Source organism: Haloferax larsenii (assembly GCF_024730625.1).
Lineage (GTDB): Archaea > Halobacteriota > Halobacteria > Halobacteriales > Haloferacaceae > Haloferax > Haloferax larsenii.
In genome coordinates, this window is the sequence record NZ_CP078063.1 from 1,179,474 (window position 1) to 1,199,390 (window position 19,917).

23 protein-coding genes and 1 tRNA gene are annotated in these 19,917 nt (G+C 62.6%); 10 read left to right on the top strand and 14 right to left on the bottom strand.

The window, feature by feature from the left end:
• Nucleotides 1-28 precede the first annotated feature (28 nt).
• Both KU306_RS06125 and KU306_RS06130 read right to left on the bottom strand, forming a co-directional pair.
• The gene (locus KU306_RS06125; protein WP_049918850.1) at nt 29-1,081 is read right to left on the bottom strand and encodes a hypothetical protein; all 1,053 of its coding nucleotides are present in this window, start codon (nt 1,079-1,081) and stop codon (nt 29-31) included.
• A gap of 239 nt (nt 1,082-1,320) precedes the next feature.
• A complete protein-coding gene (locus tag KU306_RS06130; protein WP_007544416.1) occupies nt 1,321-1,704 on the bottom strand; it encodes a cupin domain-containing protein in 384 nt (127 codons plus the stop codon).
• Between the two features lie 86 nt (nt 1,705-1,790).
• On the opposite strand from KU306_RS06130, the gene KU306_RS06135 reads away from it, so the two are divergent.
• Nucleotides 1,791-2,963: a M50 family metallopeptidase gene (locus tag KU306_RS06135; RefSeq protein ID WP_007544417.1), complete on the top strand. Its 1,173-nt coding sequence runs from the start codon at nt 1,791-1,793 to the stop codon at nt 2,961-2,963.
• 167 nt (nt 2,964-3,130) lie between these two features.
• Here KU306_RS06135 and KU306_RS06140 read toward each other — a convergent pair whose 3' ends face one another.
• Nucleotides 3,131-3,892: a competence/damage-inducible protein A gene (locus tag KU306_RS06140; protein WP_258303190.1), complete on the bottom strand. Its 762-nt coding sequence runs from the start codon at nt 3,890-3,892 to the stop codon at nt 3,131-3,133.
• A gap of 141 nt (nt 3,893-4,033) precedes the next feature.
• Between KU306_RS06140 and KU306_RS06145 the strand changes: the two genes are divergently transcribed.
• Complete coding sequence (locus KU306_RS06145; RefSeq protein ID WP_007544419.1) at nt 4,034-4,198, top strand: DUF1059 domain-containing protein; 165 nt, start codon at nt 4,034-4,036, stop codon at nt 4,196-4,198.
• A 72-nt stretch (nt 4,199-4,270) separates the two neighbouring features.
• Here KU306_RS06145 and KU306_RS06150 read toward each other — a convergent pair whose 3' ends face one another.
• Nucleotides 4,271-5,017, bottom strand: a complete 747-nt coding sequence (locus KU306_RS06150; protein WP_007544421.1) for an aspartate/glutamate racemase family protein — start codon at nt 5,015-5,017, stop codon at nt 4,271-4,273.
• 83 nt (nt 5,018-5,100) lie between these two features.
• Nucleotides 5,101-5,814, bottom strand: a complete 714-nt coding sequence (locus KU306_RS06155) for a helix-turn-helix domain-containing protein (protein WP_007544423.1) — start codon at nt 5,812-5,814, stop codon at nt 5,101-5,103.
• 228 nt (nt 5,815-6,042) lie between these two features.
• Between KU306_RS06155 and KU306_RS06160 the strand changes: the two genes are divergently transcribed.
• On the top strand, nt 6,043-6,951 hold the full coding sequence (locus tag KU306_RS06160) for a DUF4399 domain-containing protein (RefSeq protein ID WP_258303191.1): 909 nt from the start codon (nt 6,043-6,045) through the stop codon (nt 6,949-6,951).
• 226 nt (nt 6,952-7,177) lie between these two features.
• Here KU306_RS06160 and KU306_RS06165 read toward each other — a convergent pair.
• Nucleotides 7,178-7,250, bottom strand: a tRNA-His gene (locus tag KU306_RS06165).
• 125 nt (nt 7,251-7,375) lie between these two features.
• Between KU306_RS06165 and KU306_RS06170 the strand changes: the two genes are divergently transcribed.
• Nucleotides 7,376-7,837 (top strand): DUF5814 domain-containing protein, encoded by a 462-nt coding sequence (locus tag KU306_RS06170; protein WP_007544426.1) that lies wholly within the window; start codon nt 7,376-7,378, stop codon nt 7,835-7,837.
• 23 nt (nt 7,838-7,860) lie between these two features.
• Here the strand turns inward: KU306_RS06170 and KU306_RS06175 are convergent, their stop codons facing one another.
• The 3 genes from KU306_RS06175 to KU306_RS06185 form a co-directional block, all read right to left on the bottom strand.
• Nucleotides 7,861-8,283 (bottom strand): DUF8146 domain-containing protein, encoded by a 423-nt coding sequence (locus tag KU306_RS06175; protein ID WP_007544429.1) that lies wholly within the window; start codon nt 8,281-8,283, stop codon nt 7,861-7,863.
• Between the two features lie 97 nt (nt 8,284-8,380).
• Nucleotides 8,381-8,968, bottom strand: coding sequence for an RPA family protein (locus KU306_RS06180; RefSeq protein WP_007544431.1), 588 nt, complete (start codon nt 8,966-8,968; stop codon nt 8,381-8,383).
• Nucleotides 8,969-9,904: a hypothetical protein gene (locus KU306_RS06185; RefSeq protein ID WP_007544433.1), complete on the bottom strand. Its 936-nt coding sequence runs from the start codon at nt 9,902-9,904 to the stop codon at nt 8,969-8,971.
• A gap of 195 nt (nt 9,905-10,099) precedes the next feature.
• On the opposite strand from KU306_RS06185, the gene KU306_RS06190 reads away from it, so the two are divergent.
• From KU306_RS06190 to KU306_RS06200, 3 genes are all read left to right on the top strand, one after another.
• Nucleotides 10,100-10,384 carry a DUF7091 family protein gene (locus tag KU306_RS06190; RefSeq protein WP_007544435.1) on the top strand — a complete coding sequence of 95 codons (285 nt, stop codon included), beginning with the start codon at nt 10,100-10,102 and terminating at the stop codon, nt 10,382-10,384.
• Between the two features lie 81 nt (nt 10,385-10,465).
• Nucleotides 10,466-11,470 carry a mannose-1-phosphate guanylyltransferase gene (locus tag KU306_RS06195; protein ID WP_258303192.1) on the top strand — a complete coding sequence of 335 codons (1,005 nt, stop codon included), beginning with the start codon at nt 10,466-10,468 and terminating at the stop codon, nt 11,468-11,470.
• Between the two features lie 66 nt (nt 11,471-11,536).
• Nucleotides 11,537-11,941, top strand: a complete 405-nt coding sequence (locus KU306_RS06200; protein WP_007544439.1) for an SHOCT domain-containing protein — start codon at nt 11,537-11,539, stop codon at nt 11,939-11,941.
• Here KU306_RS06200 and KU306_RS06205 read toward each other — a convergent pair.
• The 3 genes from KU306_RS06205 to KU306_RS06215 form a co-directional block, all read right to left on the bottom strand.
• Nucleotides 11,938-12,723: an SDR family oxidoreductase gene (locus KU306_RS06205; protein ID WP_258303193.1), complete on the bottom strand. Its 786-nt coding sequence runs from the start codon at nt 12,721-12,723 to the stop codon at nt 11,938-11,940. The genes KU306_RS06200 and KU306_RS06205 overlap by 4 nt on opposite strands.
• Before the next feature lie 82 nt (nt 12,724-12,805).
• The gene (locus tag KU306_RS06210) at nt 12,806-13,297 is read right to left on the bottom strand and encodes a Tfx family DNA-binding protein (RefSeq protein ID WP_007544443.1); all 492 of its coding nucleotides are present in this window, start codon (nt 13,295-13,297) and stop codon (nt 12,806-12,808) included.
• Nucleotides 13,298-13,371: 74 nt separating this feature from the next.
• On the bottom strand, nt 13,372-13,860 hold the full coding sequence (locus KU306_RS06215) for a TRAM domain-containing protein (RefSeq protein WP_258303194.1): 489 nt from the start codon (nt 13,858-13,860) through the stop codon (nt 13,372-13,374).
• 122 nt (nt 13,861-13,982) lie between these two features.
• Here KU306_RS06215 and KU306_RS06220 point away from each other — a divergent pair, with 122 nt between their 5' ends.
• Complete coding sequence (locus KU306_RS06220) at nt 13,983-14,645, top strand: hypothetical protein (RefSeq protein WP_007544445.1); 663 nt, start codon at nt 13,983-13,985, stop codon at nt 14,643-14,645.
• 75 nt (nt 14,646-14,720) lie between these two features.
• Here KU306_RS06220 and KU306_RS06225 read toward each other — a convergent pair whose 3' ends face one another.
• Complete coding sequence (locus KU306_RS06225) at nt 14,721-15,716, bottom strand: radical SAM protein (RefSeq protein ID WP_049918851.1); 996 nt, start codon at nt 15,714-15,716, stop codon at nt 14,721-14,723.
• A 150-nt stretch (nt 15,717-15,866) separates the two neighbouring features.
• Between KU306_RS06225 and KU306_RS06230 the strand changes: the two genes are divergently transcribed.
• Complete coding sequence (locus KU306_RS06230) at nt 15,867-17,753, top strand: S9 family peptidase (protein ID WP_258303195.1); 1,887 nt, start codon at nt 15,867-15,869, stop codon at nt 17,751-17,753.
• 62 nt (nt 17,754-17,815) lie between these two features.
• Entirely contained in the window at nt 17,816-18,958 is a 1,143-nt protein-coding gene (locus tag KU306_RS06235) for a DUF373 family protein (RefSeq protein ID WP_007544448.1), read from the top strand.
• A gap of 85 nt (nt 18,959-19,043) precedes the next feature.
• Here KU306_RS06235 and KU306_RS06240 read toward each other — a convergent pair whose 3' ends face one another.
• A complete protein-coding gene (locus KU306_RS06240) occupies nt 19,044-19,886 on the bottom strand; it encodes a polyprenyl synthetase family protein (RefSeq protein ID WP_007544449.1) in 843 nt (280 codons plus the stop codon).
• Nucleotides 19,887-19,917: the final 31 nt, after the last annotated feature.

Consider the following 19,917-nt stretch of genomic DNA (forward strand, 5'->3'; position numbering starts at 1 on the left):
GCAGTTCGCTTCGAAAAGGGAGAAGAGACTATGGACTCGGCGCTTCGGCACCAGTTCCGCTGGTCCCCGTGACACCGACTTCTGACGTTTCGTTGCCGACTTTGACAGTGAAATCGGTCGTGGCGACGGTGATGCCGACGTGCTGGTCGGCAAAGTTCTGGAGGGTTGCGTACGAGAGGCCGGAGGCGGTGTAGCCGTTGCCTTCGAAGTCGTAGTTCCCCAGTTCTCCGCTCGGATAGACGATTCGACTGTTGCCGCTGTCGAAGTCCGCTGCGGGAATTCCGAACCCACTGAATGCACCGGTCGATGGGTCTCCGTTCGGTCGCTGTAGTTCGAACGTGTACCGCAGGAAGACTCTCGTCTCTTTTTTCTGTTCGTCTTCGGTCGTATCTCGGAACTGCGAAACGTCGCCAGCAGCCCCGTAGTAACCGGCGTTGGCACCGGGGAAGTTGTTGACGAGCGGGAGGCCTTGGCCGTCGACCAGCATCGACTCGGCGTCACTCGCCGGTCCCATACTGGTCCCGTCGAGATAGCTTGCTTGCGACCCGGCGGGATAATCACCGTCTGCGACACTCTCGTAGTCCGGGCGCCCCGCTTTGTTGAACACGTCCAACGGTCGCGGCACAGGACGGGACGTATCAGCGTTCGAGACACGCGAATCGTTAGAGAGGGCCTGCGAGAGGGGGACCGTGAGTTCGTAGTGTCCGGTCGTGCCCGGTGCACTCTCGGAGACACCCGTCGGGGAACTGGCGTTTATCCAAGGTGTCGCACGGAACACTGGAGAGAACCCGTCTCCCAGATAGCCGCCTTCGTACGGTGTTCGGCCGTCCTCGTCTTCGAGTGCCGCTTCGACGAGGTAGAATATCTTGGCGACCGTCTGGTCGAAGTTCCGCCACTCGACTCTGAATTTGGGGTCGATGGTGACTGCATCGACTTCGCCCTCGTCGTTCGTCCCCACGTTGACGTCTCCAGCACCGATATTGACGTTCATCGCCGCGGCGTTTCCTGACAGGGCACCCACACCGACCGCACCGACTACACCCACTCCTGCAAGCGTCTTGAGGTATGTTCTTCGTTGCATGATTTGGTTCTTTGACGCCGCGTGTCCCCCACACAGGGTTCCCCAGCGCCCGAAGCACACTGACTGCGCTTCTTGCTGACACTCCGTGACGCCGATTCTTTGTTACAAAACACCTGACAACTCATTGTGTATGACTAACACACTACTCTAACTGTTAGCGACGACATAGCATCCGCAGTAGGCAGTCACATACGGAGTTCGGGAAAACAAGAGACCGGGATGAGATGGAAGGTGAGCGCTTACTCGTCGTCGACGAGTTCGATAGCGTCGTCGCCATTCGGAACCGCACAGATGAACGACCCTTCCTCGTCGGAGTCGTTTCGATACCAGTGGGGGACGCCTGCCGGGATGAGAAGCGAGTCGCCCGCTTCGACGTCGTACTCCTCGTCACCGATGCCGACGGTGTAGGTCCCAGAGAGGACGTACTGTTCGTGTTCGACCTCGTTGGTGTGGTTCGGTACCGACGCGCCGGGTTCGAGGACGAACCGGCGGATTGCAAAGTGTGGTGCGTCGTCGTCGTCGGAGATGAGCACGCCCTTGTGCATCCCCTCGGCGGCACTGACAGCCTCGTACTCGATGTCGTCGCCGCGCTTGACCACTGGGTCGGGTCGGGAATCGCTCATATCTCTCCGTGTATCGCCGGGCCGCGTAAGCCTTCCCCCGTGCCTCCAGCCTGACGACTTAAGACCTTCCCATGGTAAGTACGGGTATGCGAGGAATCCGCATTGGTAGCGCCTTCGGTATCCCGATTCGGCTCGACCTCACCTTCCTCTTGGTCCTCCCGCTTTTCGCGTGGCTCATCGGGTCCGACGTGGCGAACCTCACGCTCGTCATCAACGACCTCTTCGGGACCGCCATCGACGGCGAGGTCCTCACGACCGGGTCGATGCAGTGGATACTCGGCTCTGCCGCCGCTATCGGACTGTTCGCCGGTGTCTTACTCCACGAGTTCGGCCACTCGCTCGTCGCCATGCGCTACGGCTACGAAATCGAGTCGATTACGCTGTGGCTCTTCGGTGGTGTCGCTCGCTTCAAGGAGATACCCGAAGACTGGAAACAGGAGTTCACCATCGCCGTTGCTGGCCCGCTCGTCTCCGTCGCTATCGGCGTCGTTTCGTACGTCGGCTTTCTCGCCCTTCCCGAGTCGCAGGGCCCGGCGCTGTTCGTCTTCGGATACCTCGCGCTGATGAACGTCTCACTGGCTATCTTCAACATGCTCCCGGGGTTCCCGATGGACGGTGGGCGCGTCCTTCGCGCACTGCTCGCCCGGACCCGCCCCCACGCGAAGGCGACCCAGATGGCCGCCGAAGTCGGGAAGGTGTTCGCCTTCCTCCTCGGAATCTTCGGGCTGTTCTTCAACCTCTTTCTCGTCGCGCTCGCCTTCTTCATCTACATGGGCGCGTCGGGTGAGGCCCAACAGACCGTCCTCAAAGCGACGTTTCAGGATGTCGTCGTCCGCGACATCATGACCGGAAGCGAGGACCTCGACGTGGTCGAAGAACAGACGTCCGTCGCAGAACTCCTCGAACGCATGTTCGTCGAACGCCACACGGGCTATCCCGTCCTCCGAAACGGTGACCTCGTCGGCATGGTCACGCTCGACGACGCCCGCAGCGTCAAAGAAGTCGAACGCGACGCCTACCGCGTCGACGATATCATGAGTGACGAACTCGCCACCATCGGTCCCGACGCGGACGCGATGGACGCGATTGCCCTCATGCAGGAACGCGGCGTGGGTCGACTCCCGGTCGTCGACGAGCAGGGGGACCTCGTGGGTCTCGTCTCCCGGTCTGACCTCGTGACCGCCTTCAACATCATCCGCAGTCGCGGGTCGCTCGACGCGATGCCGCTCAACGAGGCTAGCTTAGCCCAGCTCCGCTAAGCACTCACTCGACAATTCACTACTCTCCTACTCGCTCACTCACTCACTTATTCACTCACTCACTCACTCACTTATTCACTCACTCACTCACTCATTCATTCACTCACTCACTCACTCATTCATTCACTCACTCACTCACTCATTCATTCACTCACTCACTCACTCATTCATTCACTTTCCTCCCGTGCGTCTTCGACCGCACGCTCACTCTCGTAGAGGTTCACGGTCGTCTTCTCACGGAACCACGCCATCGCGTCGTCGAGGACGACCGGGTCAGCACCGCTGAGTTTGATTCGCGTCGGGCCGCCTCGGTTGGGATAGCTCCCGACGTCCACGCCGAAGTTGGTCGCCACGGCACCGAGTTCGCGGGCGACGGCACCTTCCGGTGCGTCGGCGTAGACCTCGCGCGAGGCCCTCTCACCAGCGAACCGCTCTGCAATCGTTTCGAACATCGGCTTCATCTCGGTGGGGATACCCGGCAGCACGTAGACGTTCCCCGCTCGGCATCCGGGTGCGAGTCCCTCGTCGTTCGGGAGCACTTCGGCTCCCTCGGGCATCGAGGCGTACCACGCCACGTCGAGGTCGAAGTCGATGTCTGGCCGTCGTTCGAGAATTGCGTCGATAGTCGCTTCGACCCGCTCGGCCGCGTCGTCGACAAGTACGAACTCACGACCGAGCCCGGCGGCGACAGCCTCCATGGTGATGTCGTCGGGCGTGCCGCCGAGACCACCGGTCACGACGACCGCATCGAACGACGCGCTCCACTCCGAGACAACCCCAGCGATGACGTCGTGGTCGTCCGGAACCGTCTGGATGCGCGCTACTGTCGCCCCTTCTTCGGTCAGCCGTCGGGCGAGCCACGTCGCGTTCGTGTTCTCGATGTCGCCCGCGAGGAGTTCGTTGCCGACGGTGAGGATGGCGACGTGCATGAGTGACGATTGCCGTGTGGAGAGAAAGCCGTACTCGTTTCAAGCGGAGTTCGCTCTCCTTGCAACCGCGGCGCACTGACACGCAACGATTAATCCACGCCGTGCCGTATTGTCACACACCATCGGGGTGGTGACACAGAGATGACCAAGCGAATCGTCTGCCGAGAGGCGGGCTACGATTGTGACTTCCAGGTCCAATCAGAGAACGAGGACGAACTCGTAGAGTTCGTCAAGGAACATGCGATGAACACACACGGCACCGAACTGTCCGCGAGCGACATCCGCGGACTGGCAGTCGAGGTCTGACTGCCTCATTTTTGGGGTCCGACGCTCCCGATACTCCGGCTTAGGTCCAGCACACCGCCGACCTGAGTGCCGTCACTTCGCTTCGACGCCAGCGCTGAGACTCTCTTCGACGGCCCGCTCGACGTGGAGCGCGGTCGTGTCGAAAAACGGTGTCTCGGGGCGGTCTGCTTGGTCGATGAGTTGCTCGATTTCCGTACAGCCGAGGACGACGCCCTCTGCGCCCTGTTCGACGAGGTCGTCGACGACTTCGAGGTAGCGGTCGCGAGACGCGTCTCGAATCTCGCCTTTGGTCAACTCCTCGAAGACGATGCGGTCTACGTCCTCGCGGTCGGCTTCGTCGGGCACGACGATGTCGATGCCGTGCTGTGCGAAGCGCTCCCGGTAGAACGCGTCTTCCATCGTCACCGACGTTCCGAGCACGCCGACGGTGTCGATTCCAGCGTCCAGAATCGCGTCGGCGGCCGCGTCCACGATGTGAACGAACGGAATCGAGAGCGCGTCGGTGATGTCCGGTGCGACTTTGTGCATCGTGTTGGTGGCCATGATGACGAAGTCGGCACCGCCCGCTTCGAGGTCCTGTGCGGCATCGGCGAGGTACGACCCCGCTTCGCCCCACTGCTCGCTGGCGATGAATCCCTCGATGTCGGCGAAGTTGACGCTCCGAATCAGGATGTCGCCGGCGTGGTGGCCGCCGTAGCGTTCGTTGACCGCGTCGTCGATGAGGCGGTAGTACTCGACGGTCGATTTGCCGCTCATGCCGCCGAGGATACCAATCGTTCGCGGTTCGTCGCTGGTGTTCGCATTCGCACTCTCTGGCATATATTTCGAGAGCGAACGCCACCCTATCAGCGAGACCCTTCCATAGAAGGGCCGCCCAGAACTCCTGAAAAATCTCCGCTCGCCTACTGGTTTCCGATGAGTTTCGCCTCCGCCTTGCGGAGGTGTTCGAGAAACGTCGCCTTCGAGACGCCGAGTTCGTCGGCCAACTCCTGTGCCGATACCTCTCGCGGCCAGTTGTAGTAGCCGTACCGCTTTGCGGTGCTCACCGCCTCGCGTTGTCGCGGGGTGAGCAACGTCGGCTCTCCCACCGACGGCGGGCGCACTGGCTCGGACGCCGGGGCGATTTTCGTGACCGAAATCTCCGCGTCGCGGTCCTCCCGAATCTCGTCGAGCAGTCGCCCGAGCGACGACCGCGACGTGTGCGCGAGCAGGTTCCACGTCTCGACGCCGTCTTCGATTCGATAGGAGCTATCGACGAGCACGCCACGCGTCAGGAACGCCGAGCCGATTCCTTCGTCCACGTCGTATTCGATGAACACGTCCTGTGCGGCGTGGCCGATTGGCGACGCGAGTGCCCCTTCGCTCGCGGCCGTGCCGATCGGCTCGATGTGGTTGATAAACGAGACGTCGTGTGCGACTTCGATTGCCTGCGTCACGTGCTCGCGCGAGTCGCCGTAAATCGTACACCGCTCGTACGCCGAGGTGTCGTCGACCGCCGCACCGTGACCGATGAGGCCACTCCCCGCTTCGTCTGTGGAGATAATCCCCCAGCAGTCGGGATGCCAGACCTCGAGGGTGAGATTGAGGAGTTCCCGTTCACCGTTCGATGCGCTCATTGATGGGACCATGTTCGTCTGTCGTGAAAAATTGGACAGGTTGGCAGGAGGTCGTTCACGTGGCTGGCCTCACTGACTACGCCATTCGACAGCTTCCTCACCGTTATGTCAGACTTATTCTCCGATATGACACACATTCAAACTACAAATTTGGAATTTCCAGCCATTTTGTGCAAATAACCGGGATAGAACGTTATCGTTAGAAACCCTGAACGAAAATCCCGAGACATGTCTGATGACAGTGATTTTTCGAGACGGGCGTTCGTCGGAACGATTTCGAGTGCCGTCGCTGTCGGCCTCGCTGGTTGTACTGGAGACCGAACAGCGGGTGACGAGACTGAAACCGACGCGACGACGACGGAGAGACGAGAGACGTCGACCGAGTCCGGAGAGCCAACCACGACTGCTGAATCGGATACGTCCACGACTGCCGAATCCGACGCGTACAGGAATGGCGTCGGCTCCGACGCCAGCATCACGTTCGAGGTGCCGTCGGCGGGGTCGGAACTCACCAGTACGTCAGTGCAGTGGAACGCCACCGCGGACGGGGTCACCATCGAGCAGTCGGGGGCGGTCTCGAAGGGCGCTGGTCACTATCACGTCATCGTCGACACCGACCCCGTGACACCGGGCGAAGTCATCCCCAGCGACGACTCGCATATCCACTACGGAAGCGGGCAGACAGATGGTGTCCTCGAACTCGAACCGGGTGACTACACGCTCCACCTCCAAGTCGGTGATGGCAAACACAAGGCGATGGATTTGGTCGAGACTGTCGAGGTCACAGTCAGCGACGACGCGAGTCTCAGCCTCGATACGAGTGTCGATGGGAGCGTTGTCGAGTGGGACATCACCGCCGAGAAGTACACTATCGAACCATCTAGCGAAGGCATTTCGTCCAACGCCGGACACCTCCACGCGATTATCGACACCGACCCCGTCCCGGTCGGCGACGTTATTCCGAGCGACGCACAGCACGTCCACTTCGGTGACGGGTCGACGAGCGGCCGCCTCGACCTCGAAGCACAACTCGGCGACGAGTACGAACCGGGCGACCACACGATTCACTTCCAAGTCGGGTCGGGCACCCATCGGGCGACGATGGTCCACACAGATACGACAGTGACGACCGAGTAGACACGACGCTCACCGGTCGAGTCGGTCTCACGTCGCGTTTGGTACAGTGGACGTTCACGTCCTCACGCTCGCTTCGCTCGCGTGAACCTCGGTCGGACGTGCTCGCTCACTTCGTTCGCTGTGCGCGACCTCCCTGGTTCAATTTTGCAGTTACACCTCACATCAAATTTCGAGAACAGGTTCGCGCACGCTACGCGGCGCTCACCGGTCGAAATTTGAAGAAGAGGTCCAGGTGCGAGAATTGAACCCGCGTCTCAGCCTCCACAAGGCTGAAGGATAGTCCACTACCCCAACCCGGACACGCTGCAACCATCTGTAATCCGCTACGACTAAAATACGTTACGACTCGGGGGCAGTGCGACTCAGACCCGCACACTCTCCACCGGGAATCTTTTGCTCGTCACGGCCAAAGGGACGCCTACGCGTGGCTATCACGGACAAAATCTATCTCAAGAACCACCGCCAAATCGTCTCGCAACTGGATACGAACATCCCAAAGCGCGTCTTTAGCGGTGCGACGCTCGAAATCCTCTACTCGGGCGAGGGGCTCTCGAAAGTCGACGACGCGACCCGTGACCGCCTGTTGGACTTCGCGCAGGACTTCCTCGACTGCGAGAACTCCGACGACATCTACACCGGATATCCCGAACGCAAGTTCATCAACTACCTCCTCGAACTGCGCGCGCAGGGGCTCGGCCCCGACGCTATTGTGGACGTGATGAGCGACGAGTACATGGTGTACGCCTATCCCGGCGACGTGCTCTCGTTCCTCGACAACTCGGTGCGGACGCTCGAATCGGTCGAAGCGCTCGCCGACGTGGAAGGAGACAGAGAGATGCTCGACGAAGCGCGGCGCGCGAAGAAAGACTTGGTCGGCCCGCGCTAAGTCGCCGCTTTCCGAACCGATTCTCAGCCGAGTTTGAACGGCGGTTCGTCACCCGACGCGTCGAGGTCTTCGAGTTGGATGACTTCCTCGACTTCGCCGGTGTCGTTTTCCAGTTGCTCCCGAAGGTAGTTCACGTAGCCTTTGTGTTCTTCGAGCTGCTCGCGGAGGTGTTCGGCCTCCAGTTCGAGGCGCTCGTGCTCGCGGATGAAACTCTTCGGCACTTCGACGGTCGGCGGGAACGACTCGTGTGTCTCGTCGCCCTCGCGCAGCCGGTCGAGTTCGTGTTCCGGGACGACTTCCACCTGACCGTCGTGGGCAACTAACGTGTCCACGTAGTCGCGGAAAACGGCGGACAGGGAGATGTCCCGCTCTTCGGCTATCTCCCGAAGGGTCTCGAACGCGTCTTCGTTGACGCGAAACGAGATGGTCTTGTTCTTGTTGCCCATGATACTCGTCGGTCTGTAGTCTGGCCACTTAAGATTTCGTCAGACGAGAGAGCAAGCGCCGATTCCCGTCGAAAATGATGTGGTGTTCGCGTGGCCGTTATTCCAGTTCGTCGGAGCCTTCGAGGCTCTCCAGTGCGGCAATCGAAGCCTGCTTGTACTCGTCGACGGGCAGGTCGTAGTTCTCGCCCGCCATCAGGGCGTACTCGTTGCCTTCGTCGTCGAACGATTCGATACGTTCGAGCGTTCGCGTCGCCGTCTCGGAGACCCAGCGGTCGCGCGTCGCGGCATCGACTTCCGTGATGGACTCGGGACGGACGGAGACGTTAATCGAGCCATCGTCCGTCTCGTAGGTCCGCGGCTTGCCGACGACGGCGACGTAGGCCGGAGGTTCGAGGTCGCGCAGTGCGCTTGCGGCCTCGGGCTGGTACTGCCCGGCGTAGACGAAGAACGTCCCCGTCGGGTCGACGATGCGACCTCGCCAGTACTCGTTGTCCTCGCCCACGTCGTCTTTCTCGGTGAGGGTGCCGACGAGGAAGACGCGGTTGGCACGCTCGCCCGTCGGGAGAAGGAGATAGACGGGTGCGCGCTCGTCGTCGGACTCTTTGAACGTGTAACCGGCGTCGTTGAACTCCTGTGCGAAGACGCGCCGGGCAACTTCTCGGGTTGGAATCTCGTTGGAACTCATCTACATCGACCTCGCTTTAATCAGCAGTTCTTCGACGTCCGCGGGTTCAGAGAGCCGTTCGACCTCGTTCGCGAGAACGTAGCGGCCGAGGGTCGGCCCCGTGACCCGGTAGTAGACGCCGACGAGGTCGTCTCGCATCTCCTCTTCGACGATGGTGGTGTCGAGGGCGTCCATGGCCATCTGCTTCGCTTCATCCAGCTCGATACCCGTCAGTTCCTCGGTCATCTCGCGGTTGAAGATGACCTCGTGGACCTCGTTGCCGTCGTCGAGTACGGCCTTGATGCGAAGGTCGAATTCGCCTTCGACGTTGCCGTGTTCGGAACAGCGACCGTTCTGAAGGACGCGCGTACAGCCCTCTTCGGGACAGCGCTTGATGAGACCGCTTCCGGACTGGATGTCCACCAGCGCCCCCTCGACGCTCGTCGAGTCGTCGCCGACTTCGATATCCTCGTCGAGTTCCGTGATGCTCGTCGTTCGGTTGAGCTTCACGGAGAAGTTGCCCTGGTACTCGTCGGTGACGACGTTGCCGAGGGCGTACGATTTGCCTTCTTCGAGTTCGGGGAGTTCCGACGTGGTGAAGGAGACGAACTTCATCCGCCCGGAGTCGTCGCCGAGCAAGCCGACCTGTGCGATGGCCTCGCTCCGGGGTTCCCAGAGTTCGACGACCTTCGCGCGCACGTCGACCCACTGTTCGTCCTCGTCGATGTCATTGAGGAGCGTCTCCTCGTTGCCGCCGGCACCGCCGCCGAGTTCGTCGCGGTCGATGTCGGCCTCGTCGAGGTAGCTGTTGACGACACTCCGCCGTGCTTCGTCGACAGGGACGCGGTACTCGTTGACGAGACTCTCCAGTCGCTCTTCGACGTCGTCGACGGACACGTCTAGATGGTCCGAAAACTGTTCAGCTATCTCTGCTGCATGGGTTCGCAGATCAGTCATGGTTTACCTCGCCTCCACCTTGGTTTCCATTGGGAGGCATACGCAGGTTGGATGCGTATTCATATAAAAAGTTGCATAGGGCGGAGTGAAAGTGAATACTGCTATCCGTAGGGCCGGTAATGCGTCCGATTTAAACTCCAGTGTCGAACGCAGACGAGCGAGGAATTGATACGCCCGGGGCACGCACCGTGTTCCATGGACGACCGCCTCGAAAGCATCATCCGAAGCGCTGCTCGAACCGCTGGTAAGCGCTACGAGGAGGTCAAACGCGCCTACAGCGACGGTCGATCGTCGTCCGACGCTGTGGACTCCCTTCCGAAAGACGCCGAGGGACGCGCGAAAATCGTCTGTCGGCGACACGCGGAACGCCGCGCTGTGGCCATCGACGCGAAGGGCCGCCCCGCCTGCTTCGACCCCGACCATCCCGACTGTCAGGGCTGTGTCGAAGACGTTCGCGAAGGCATCGTCGAGACGTGGTAGGGTGATGTGCGCCGAGACCTGACCGGATTGTCTCGCTCCGGGACGTGGTAGGATTTTTACCCTACGTCTCGACCTGCCGATATGGACCGCCCGCTCGTCGCACTCGTCCTCGCCGGTGGAACCGGCACTCGGCTCTATCCTGCCAGTCGAAGCGACCGTCCCAAGCAGTTCCTCCCGCTCGGTGGCGACCAGTCGCTCCTCTCGGCGACCGTCTCCCGCGCCGACTTCGCAGACCACGTCGTCGTCTCCACGCGCCCGGAGTTCGCCGACGACATCGCCGACCACGCACCCGACGCAGAGGTCGTCGTCGAACCCGCCGCAAAGGACACCGGCCCGGCGCTCGTCTACGCGACCCACCGAATCGCCGAGCTGTACGACGACCCCGTCGTGGTCGTCCTCCCGAGCGACCACCACGTCGGCGACGGCTTCTCCGAGGCGATGGCTCGCGGCGCTCGCGTCGCCGCCGAGACCGACTCCCTCGTCGCCTTCGGTGTCGAACCCACCCGTCCCGACACCGGCTACGGCTACATCGAACCCGGCGCGTTCCACGGCGACTACGCCGCCCTCGCGACTTTTCACGAGAAACCCGACGCCGACACCGCCGAGCGGTACGTCGAACAGGGCTATCTCTGGAACGCCGGGATGTTCGCGTGGACGCCCGACGCGCTCCTCGCGGCCGCCCGCGACTCGCCGCTTGCCCCCCTCGTCGACGGTCTCGATGCCGGAGCGGTCGAAGCCGGATTCGACGCGGTAGAGCCACTCAGCATCGACTACGCGGTGATGGAACGCGCCGAGGACGCCGCGGTCGTCCCCGTCGAGTTCGAGTGGGACGACGTGGGCGCGTGGGACGCACTCGCTCGCGTCCTCGACGCCGACGAAGATGGAAACGTCGCACTCGGCGACGACCCGATAGTTGTCGATGCCGCCGACAACGTCGTGGCCACCGATGGGGCGAACGTCTCGCTCGTCGGCGTCTCCGACCTCGCGGTGGTCGCGTGGGACGACCGAGTTCTCGTCGTCCCGAAAGACGAGGCGCAACGCGTCCGAGAAGTCGTCTCGCAGTTGCAGGACGACGGCGAGTTCTAACCGTCGCGTTCTTCGCCGTCGAAGGTATCAGGTAGTATTACAGTCACAGGTTCTGTCACGCACCGTATGTCCACCTCACCGCTCACCCGCCTCCGGCAGAACGCCACCGAAATCGTCTCGGTACTCGTCACCGGGGTGTGGCTTACCGCACTGCTGACCAGTCAGGACTGGTGGCTCGGCGCGCTTCTTCTCGGGTACGTGGTCGTCATCCCAATCACAGACATGCTCTTTGGGACCGACGAGGAGACCGAGGATGACCTTCCCGAACGGGAGGACTCGCTGTCCGAGCAGTCTACCCACTCGACTGCGGCGCAGACCGGCTCGGACCGTGACGCATTGCAAACGCTCCGTGACCGATACGCTCGCGGCGAACTCACAGACGAGCAGTTCGACCGAAAACTGGAGGTACTTCTCGAAACGGAGACGCTCGAAGATATCGAAGACCGGTCGCGTGAGAAAGAACGGGCTTAGTCGCTCGCGAGTCGTCCACCATCGACGGGCACGCACGCGCCCGTGACGAAACTCGCCCGGTCGCTGGCGAGGAACGCGACCACGTCACCGAGTTCGCGCGGGTCGCCGATTCTCCCGAGCGGGATGTCGTCGGCCCACGATTGCAAGCCCGCTTCGTAGGTGTCGTGGTCGCCGCGCTCGACGCCGGCCTCGACTAACTCTTCGATACGACTCGTCTCGTGTGCGGCGGGGAGAACGGCGTTCACGCGAACGCTCGGAGCGAGTTCCCGCGACAGCGACTTCACGAGACCGATGACGCCGCGACGAACCGCGTTCGAGAGGATGAGGTCGTCGGCGACTTCTCTGACCGTCGTGGACGTGATGCAGGTGATTGTTCCGGCGTCGCTGGCTTCGAGGTGTGGCCGGGCCGCCTTGACCGTCCAAACGGCGCTCATGACGAGCATGTCGAACGCGCCGTACCACTCTGCCTCCGTCACGTCGGTGAATTTACCCGGTGGGACGCCCCCAGCCGAGGTGACGACGTGGTCGACCCCACCGAACTCCTCGACGGCCGCCTCGACGAGCGCGTCGATGTCCTCCTTGCTCGTGATGTCTGTTTCGACGCCGACGACCGACCCATCGAGCTCTGATAGCTCGCGCTCGGTCGATTCGAGGCGCTCGGTGTCGCGGCCGCAGATGACAACGTTCGCACCCTCGTCGGCCAGCGCTTCGGCACTCCCTCGGCCGAGACCCGCGGAACTCGCCGTCACGATGACTGTGTCTCCTGCGATTCCGAGATTCATAGCCGAGGGGACGAACGGCCGCCGCAAAAACGTGCGTGTTGGAGCAGAATGGTGCGGGAACGCGTCAGCGAGGCCGTGTTCGTTAGACCGTCTCGGCGTGCTTTCTGACGCGAACTCGTCCGTCGCTGGTGACGCCGACAAAGAGCGTCTCTTTGACCTCTCGCCCCTCGACGGCGTCGCCTGCGGCGTCGGAGACGATTTTCATCAGGTCCGGCGCGGTGTGGTTCACTTTCACGCCCGCGTCGTCGCAAGCGTCGTAGACGCGTTTCGGCACGTCGTAGAGGTCGCTCCCGGCCGCGACTTCGATGCGGACCGGCGCGGTGAGCGCGTCGACGAACGTGACCGTCTCGCGGGCCTTCTCGACGTTGCTCCGCGCGCTGGACTCGATGCTGGAGACGTTCGCCCGAGAGGTGCCGAGGAACTCGGCGATAGTCGATTGTCGAACGCCCTGCTCACGAAGTGCCAGCACCTCGGCCTGTCGGCGGGTGAGGACGCTCGCTTCGGGGTCGAACCCCGCCCGGTCGAGGAGTTCGTCGACATCCGGGACCGTCTCGTCGTCGCGTCCGTCGCTCATACGTCGGGGTCGGTCGGAGGGGTCAAAAAGATACAGCAGGCTGTCTGTCCACTGCAGTCGCTTCCGGGTCGGTGTTACTCGCCCCAGAAGTTGTCTCGGCTGCCGAGTGCTTCCGGTCGCTTCGGCATCGTGCGCGTCTCGTCTTCGTCGTCCGAGTCGGCGTCGCCAGAATCGGCCTCGTCAGCCGCGGCCGTCGAATCTGCCGCGTCCTCGCCCTCGTCGGGGTCCAGCGGCAGTCGCTCGACGATTTTCTTCGCGCGAGCGTGGCTTCCCTTGACTTGGTCGATTCGGACGATAGCCCGAGCGTCGGGGAGGAGTCCGTCCACGAAGACGATGAAGCCGTCTTCGGTTCGACCGACGCCAGCACCACTCTCGTGGATGTCCTCGACGGTAACGACGACTTCCTCACCGGGTCTGACTGGTTGCTGCTTCAGTTCGTAGATGGGCCGCTCGTAGTGGTCACACCACTCCGCGCCGCCGCGGTCGCCGTAGTATTGACACCCCATCCCGTTGATTCGCTCGGAGAAGCTGGGGCAGTCGTCCGCCAGTGGACAGTCCGACATGTGGGGAGGTACACTAGGGGCACTCTAAACGCTTGCGGGTAGTCCTGGGGTTGCTGAAACCGCCTCTGCCGGCGTTATCCCGCCCCCGAAAGCCTTTCAGCCCTTCGCGCCAACCCCGCGACATGACCGAGCGCGTCCCCGAGTTCGCCCTCCTCATCGGCATCTTTCTCGGACTTTCGGCGACCGTCTCCGGTGCCGTCCTCACCGGCGAGTTGTTCCGTCCGCTTCTTACCGGCGTCGTCGTCTGCTATCCGTTTGCTGCCTTTGGCATCGTTCGGTCCGAGGACCCGAGCGAGGCGATTCCGTCGAAATACGTCCTCGCGGTCGGTGTCGTCTTGGCCGGCGTGACGCTCGCTGCCGCGCTCTTCGAACGCCCCCTCTCTGACTTCGTGGCCGGACTCTTCGCCGCGACGCTCGTTGCGCTTCCACCTGTCGCGTACGCGGTTCGGTACGGTGCGGGCGTCAACCCCTTGTCTCCCGCGCAGACGCTCGCCGTGACGAGTCTCTTGGGGGCGTTGTTCGTCGTCTCGGCCCCCGTCACAGGGGCGCTCGCGGCTGCTATTGGATTCCTCGTCACGCTCTCCGGTGCGCTCTACGCGGACACTCGCGGGTATCGACTGCCGCGGAAACACCAGCGCCTCGCCATCGCGGCCGGCGGACTACTCGGCATCGGTATCGTCGGTGTCGCTGTCGTCTCTCGACTGCCCCTCGTCTCGGCGCTCGCGTCGGGTGCGGCGTTCGCACTCGCGCCGAGTCTGTTCGTCGCGCTCACGCGTGAGCGGTGACAGTCCATCCTGTGGACGACCTGCGAGGGAGAATTTGTAGTGGACGACCTGTGAGAGACAAATCCGACTGAAAATTCAGGCCAGAGGGGTCCGCTCGACGACCGTCCCGTCGAAGGTCGGGTACTGCTCGACGATTTCGCCGTCGTCGACGTCGCCGTCTTCTATCATCTCTTCGAGCAGCCACCACGCGACCTCAACGTGGTTCGTCTTGACCGTGTAGAACTCCTCGGGGACGCCGAGTTCGGCGAACTTCTCGGCCGGGGTGTAGGTCTTTCCGTAGACGAGGGTGCCGTCTTCGGTCACTTCGTCGAAGGGGCGACGGAGGTTCTTCGCCATCCGCTTGAGTCGGTTTCTGTGCTGGGCGGCGTCTTTGAACACGGAGGTACAGAAGTAGACGCGCTCGTGGTCGCCCATCTCGTCGAGGATGGCCTGCTTCGAGCCGTCGACTGCGGACATGTGGCCCTCTTGGAGTTCGTAGCCTTCCTGTTGCATCCGGCGGTAGTTCCCGTCGGACATCTCGAACTCGTTGACGTTGCAGAACTCCGCTGCGCCCTCGTCGAGGAAGTCGAGGAACTCCGTTTCCGCGCGGATACCCGGAATCTCGAAGGCGGGAGTCAGGCCTTCTTCACGGGCGATGTAGAGGATGTCTTCCCACTCGGTGCCGTGCATGTCGCCCCAGAGTTCGAGCGGCGGGTGGAAGCGAATCTCGTCGAGTCCGGCTTCGGCGAGACGGCGCATGTTCTCCCGACCGCCGGTGATGCCCGTATAGAGGTGGATGTGGTGGTCCTCGCCGAACTCGTCTTTCAGAAGCGAGATGTAGTGACAGGTCTTGTCGAGTGCTTCCTGTGGTTCGCCGCCGGTGATAGACGACCCGAGCGCGTCCATGCGCTTTGCCTCCTCGATGACGTCCGAATCAGATTCGACCTTCCGCTCGTTGGCGTACACGTCCGTGACGTTCTTGCGGTTCTCGCCGAGCGGGCAATAGAAACAATCACGCTGGTCGCAGTACCCGTAGACGAACAGCACCATCTTTCCTCCCATGGCGCACTGCTCGCAGCCCTTCGAGATCATTCGTTGAACACACGATATTCGTCCCACGTGCAAAAACCGTGCGAAACGCGGTTCGAGTGGACTCTGTCCATTCACCCCGTTTTCGAGTGGTGTGTCGACTCGGACCACACATGGATTAGATTAAGTCCTCCCCGAAAATGAATTGGGATAATGACAGAAGATGCTGACACATCCGTCTTGGAACGGTTGGCGAGTCTCCCAACAGCCATCCATCCCACTGCGTCACCGACTGGTGACAAAGTCGCCTTCTACTACGACGTCACCGGGCGCAACGAACTGCACGTCCTCGACGTCGAAACCGGTACTATCGAGCAGTGGAGCGACGGCGAAGTCCCGCGAAACGCCCGCTGGCCCGTCGTGTGGGGTGCCGACGGCGACCGCGTGTTCTTCCACCTCGACGACGACGGCGACGAGCAAAACGACATCTACGCTATCGACCGTTCGGGAACCGCAGAACCCGTCGTCGAGATGGACGGGCAAGTCACGCTCTCCGACGTGGGGTCCGACGTCGAGACCCTCCTCGTCGGGTCGTCGCGAGACGGGCAGATGAATCTCTACCGACACGACCTCTCGGCCGACGAGACGACGAAACTCACCGACTACGACCGAGCAGTGTGGGGCGCGATTCTCTCGCCCGACTGCGACCGCATCGCCTACGGGACGAACGAATCCGACGACGACACCAACTACGACGTGTACGTCGCCGACATCGACGGGTCGAACCCGCGAAACCTCGATATCGGTGAGACAGGCGCTGAGGCAATGCCCGTCGATTGGGGCCCGGAAGGCGACCGACTCCTCGTCTCGGACAACACGCCCGACCTGAATCGCTGCGGCGTCTACGACCTCGCGACCGACGAGGTGACGTGGGTCGGAGACGGCGACTACGAAGAGGTCCCCATCGCGTTCCTCGCCGACGGAACGAAACTTCTCGCAACCCGAACACGCCGCGCTGCGACCGTCCCGGTTGTCTACGACATCGAATCGGGAACGGCCAACGAGTTCGACCTCCCGGAGGGTGTCTCCGTCTTCGGGCGGACGAGCGACCACTGCCTCTCGGACAATCGCGTGCTGGTCTCGCACACGACGCCGACGACTCGGAACGAACTGCTGGCGTACGACCTCGAAACCGACGCGGCCGAGACGCTTCTGGAAGCCGACCACGGCGACTTCTCCACCGACGACTTCGCGGACGCCGAGTACTTCCGCTTCGAGTCCGACGGCGTGCCGGAGACGCCTGCGAAGGCCGTCGAACACGACTCCTACGACGAACTGGAGATTGGCGCGCTGTTCTACGACTCCGGTGTTCGCCCGTCGCCGCTTATCGTGAACCCGCACGGTGGCCCCCGAGCGCAGGACAGCAAGTCGTTCGACCTCTACACGCAGTTCCTCGTCCAGTGTGGCTTCTCCGTCCTACAGGTCAACTACCGCGGCTCGACCGGTCGCGGCCGCGAGTTCGTCGAACAAATCTACGACGACTGGGGCGGCGCGGAACAAGGTGACGTCGCCACAGCGGTCGAACACGTCCTCGAAACCCACGACTGGATAGACGAGGACCGCGTCGTCGTCTTCGGTGGCTCCTACGGTGGCTACTCGGCGTACTGGCAGGCGGTGCAGTACCCCGACCTGTACGCCGCGAGCATCGCGTGGATTGGCCTCACCGACCTCCGGGAGATGTACGAGACCACGATGCCGCACTTCCGAACCGAACTGATGGACGTCAACCTCGGTTCCCCCGACGAAAATCCCGACCTGTACACCGAGCGCTCGCCGATAACGCACGTCGAGAACGTCGATGCGCCGATGTTCATGGTCCACGGCGTCAACGACCGGCGGGTCCCCGTCTCGCAAGCGCGCTTGTTCCGCCACGCGCTCGACGACCACGGCTACGAAGAGGGCGTCGACTACGAATACGAGGAACTCGGTGCGGAAGGCCACGCCTCGTCGGACATCGACCAGAAGATTCGGATGTTCGAACTGCTCGCGGACTTCCTCGACCGGCGCGTCGAGACGACGACGGCCGCGGCCGACGACTGACCCCCGCCGTCGTCGGACGGTCCCCCGAAAACAGATATATCCCCACGGCATAGGTGCCACCAATGCTCTTGGTCCTCTGTGTCGACCTCGACGACGACCTCGGCCGCAAGACGGGTCTCGATACGCCCGTCGTCGGTCGACAGAACGTCGAGGACGCGGCGGTCGCGCTCGCTACCGCCGACCCCGAGGACTCGGACGTGAACGTCCTGTTTCAGGGGATTCGCGTCCACGACGAACTCCTCGAAGAGGAAGACGAGGAGGTCGAAGTCGCCGCAGTCACCGGATTAGAGGGAAGCGACGTGAAGGCGAACCGCGCCATCGGCGAGGAGATAGACACCGTGCTCGCGAGCCTCTCGACCGGCGAACCCATCCACGCCATCGTCATCTCTGACGGCGCACAGGACGAGTCTGTCCTGCCGGTCATCCGGTCTCGCGTCCCCATCGACGGGGTTCGCCGCGTGGTCGTCAGACAGGCTCAGAACCTCGAATCGATGTACTACACGATGAAGCAGGTCCTCGCCGACCCCGAGACCCGCGGGACCATTCTCGTCCCGCTCGGCATCCTGCTTCTCATCTACCCCTTCGTCACTATCGCGAGTTTCTTCGACGTTCCGGGTGCTGTCGTCCTCGGTCTCATCTCTGCTCTGCTCGGACTGTACACGCTCTTCCGGGGTCTCGGACTGGAGTCCGCCGTCGACGAGGCGGCCGACCGCGCCCGCAACGTCCTCTACGCCGGTCGAGTGACCATCATCACCTACGTCGCTGCCGCCGCTCTCCTCGTCGTCGGCGGCGTCCGTGGCATCGAACTGCTCCAAACCGTCACGGACTCCGTCGGTGGCGATCCCGCGCCGGGACTCATCCTCGCAGCGCTCGTCCACGGCGCTGTCGAGTGGTTCGCCGCCGCCGGCATCACGAGCAGTCTCGGGCAAGTGACAGACGAGTACCTCCACGAGCGGTTCAAGTGGCGCTATCTCAACGCGCCGTTCTACGTGAGTGCTATCGCTATCGTCCTCTACGCACTCTCCGGGTTCTTCATCCCTGCCGGAACCGCTGGCGTGCAGACGTTCGAACTGCCCGGTCTCGCCGTCGCACTCACGGTCGGTACGCTCCTCGGTGTGCTGAGTACGCTCACTTTCGCAGTGGCTGAATCCCGCTATCCGACGGCTCCCGAGGGTGACCAACCCACCTCTGTCACCCACGACTGAGCCGCCGACTGGTAGCTGTTTTCACCACAACCGAGCCGTCGATATGAAAAACGAGTCCCGACTACTGTCTACGGAAGCGTGCCAACTACCGCTCGCGGACGACGACGAACTCCGCAAGGTCGCGGAGATAGTCGAGCGATTCCGAGTCGCCGACGCCGGATGATTCGAGCGCTTGGAGCGCGGCGTCGGCCCGATTCCGAGCCCGGTTGTTCGCTTCTTCGGGCGTCAGGTCAGTCACTTGGACGAGCGAGGGGCGACCCATCTCGGCGTCCTGTCCGGTCGGTTTGCCCAGCTCTTCCGCGTCGGCAGTCGCGTCGAGCACGTCGTCTCGAATCTGGAAGGCGACGCCGACCTGTTCTGCGTAGTCGCCGAAGGCCTCCACGACGTGCGCGTCGGCGTGGGCGGCGACAGCACCTAACTCGGCCGCAGCGCGGAAGAGCGCGCCCGTCTTCCGGCGGGCGAGCTCCATGTATTCGGCTTCGTTCGACGGGATGGCGACGATTTCAGTCGCTTCTCCCTCGCCGAGTTCGACCATCGACTCGGCGACGATTTGCATGGCCCGGTCACTCGACGAGAGGAGCGCGAAGGCCTCTCCGAGCAGGCCGTCCGAGGCGGTGATGGCCGGTCCGTAGCCGTACTCGGCCCACGCGCTCGGCGTCCCGCGGCGGATGTCCGAGCGGTCGATGATGTCGTCGATGACGAGCGAGGCGTTGTGAACGAGTTCGATGCCGACCGCGAAGTCGACGGCGTCTTCGGGGGCACCACCGATGGCCTCGCACGCGAGGATGGTGACGGCGGGGCGAACGCGCTTGCCCCCCGCCAGAGCGACGTGGTCCAGTTGGTCGGCGAGTTCCGACGGCTCGACCGCCGAGACGACCTCTTCGAGGCGGTCGTTTACCATCGTGACCCGGCGCTCCAGGTATTCCATTGTCGGTTCGTAGGGTTGGGTAGGGAAGTAC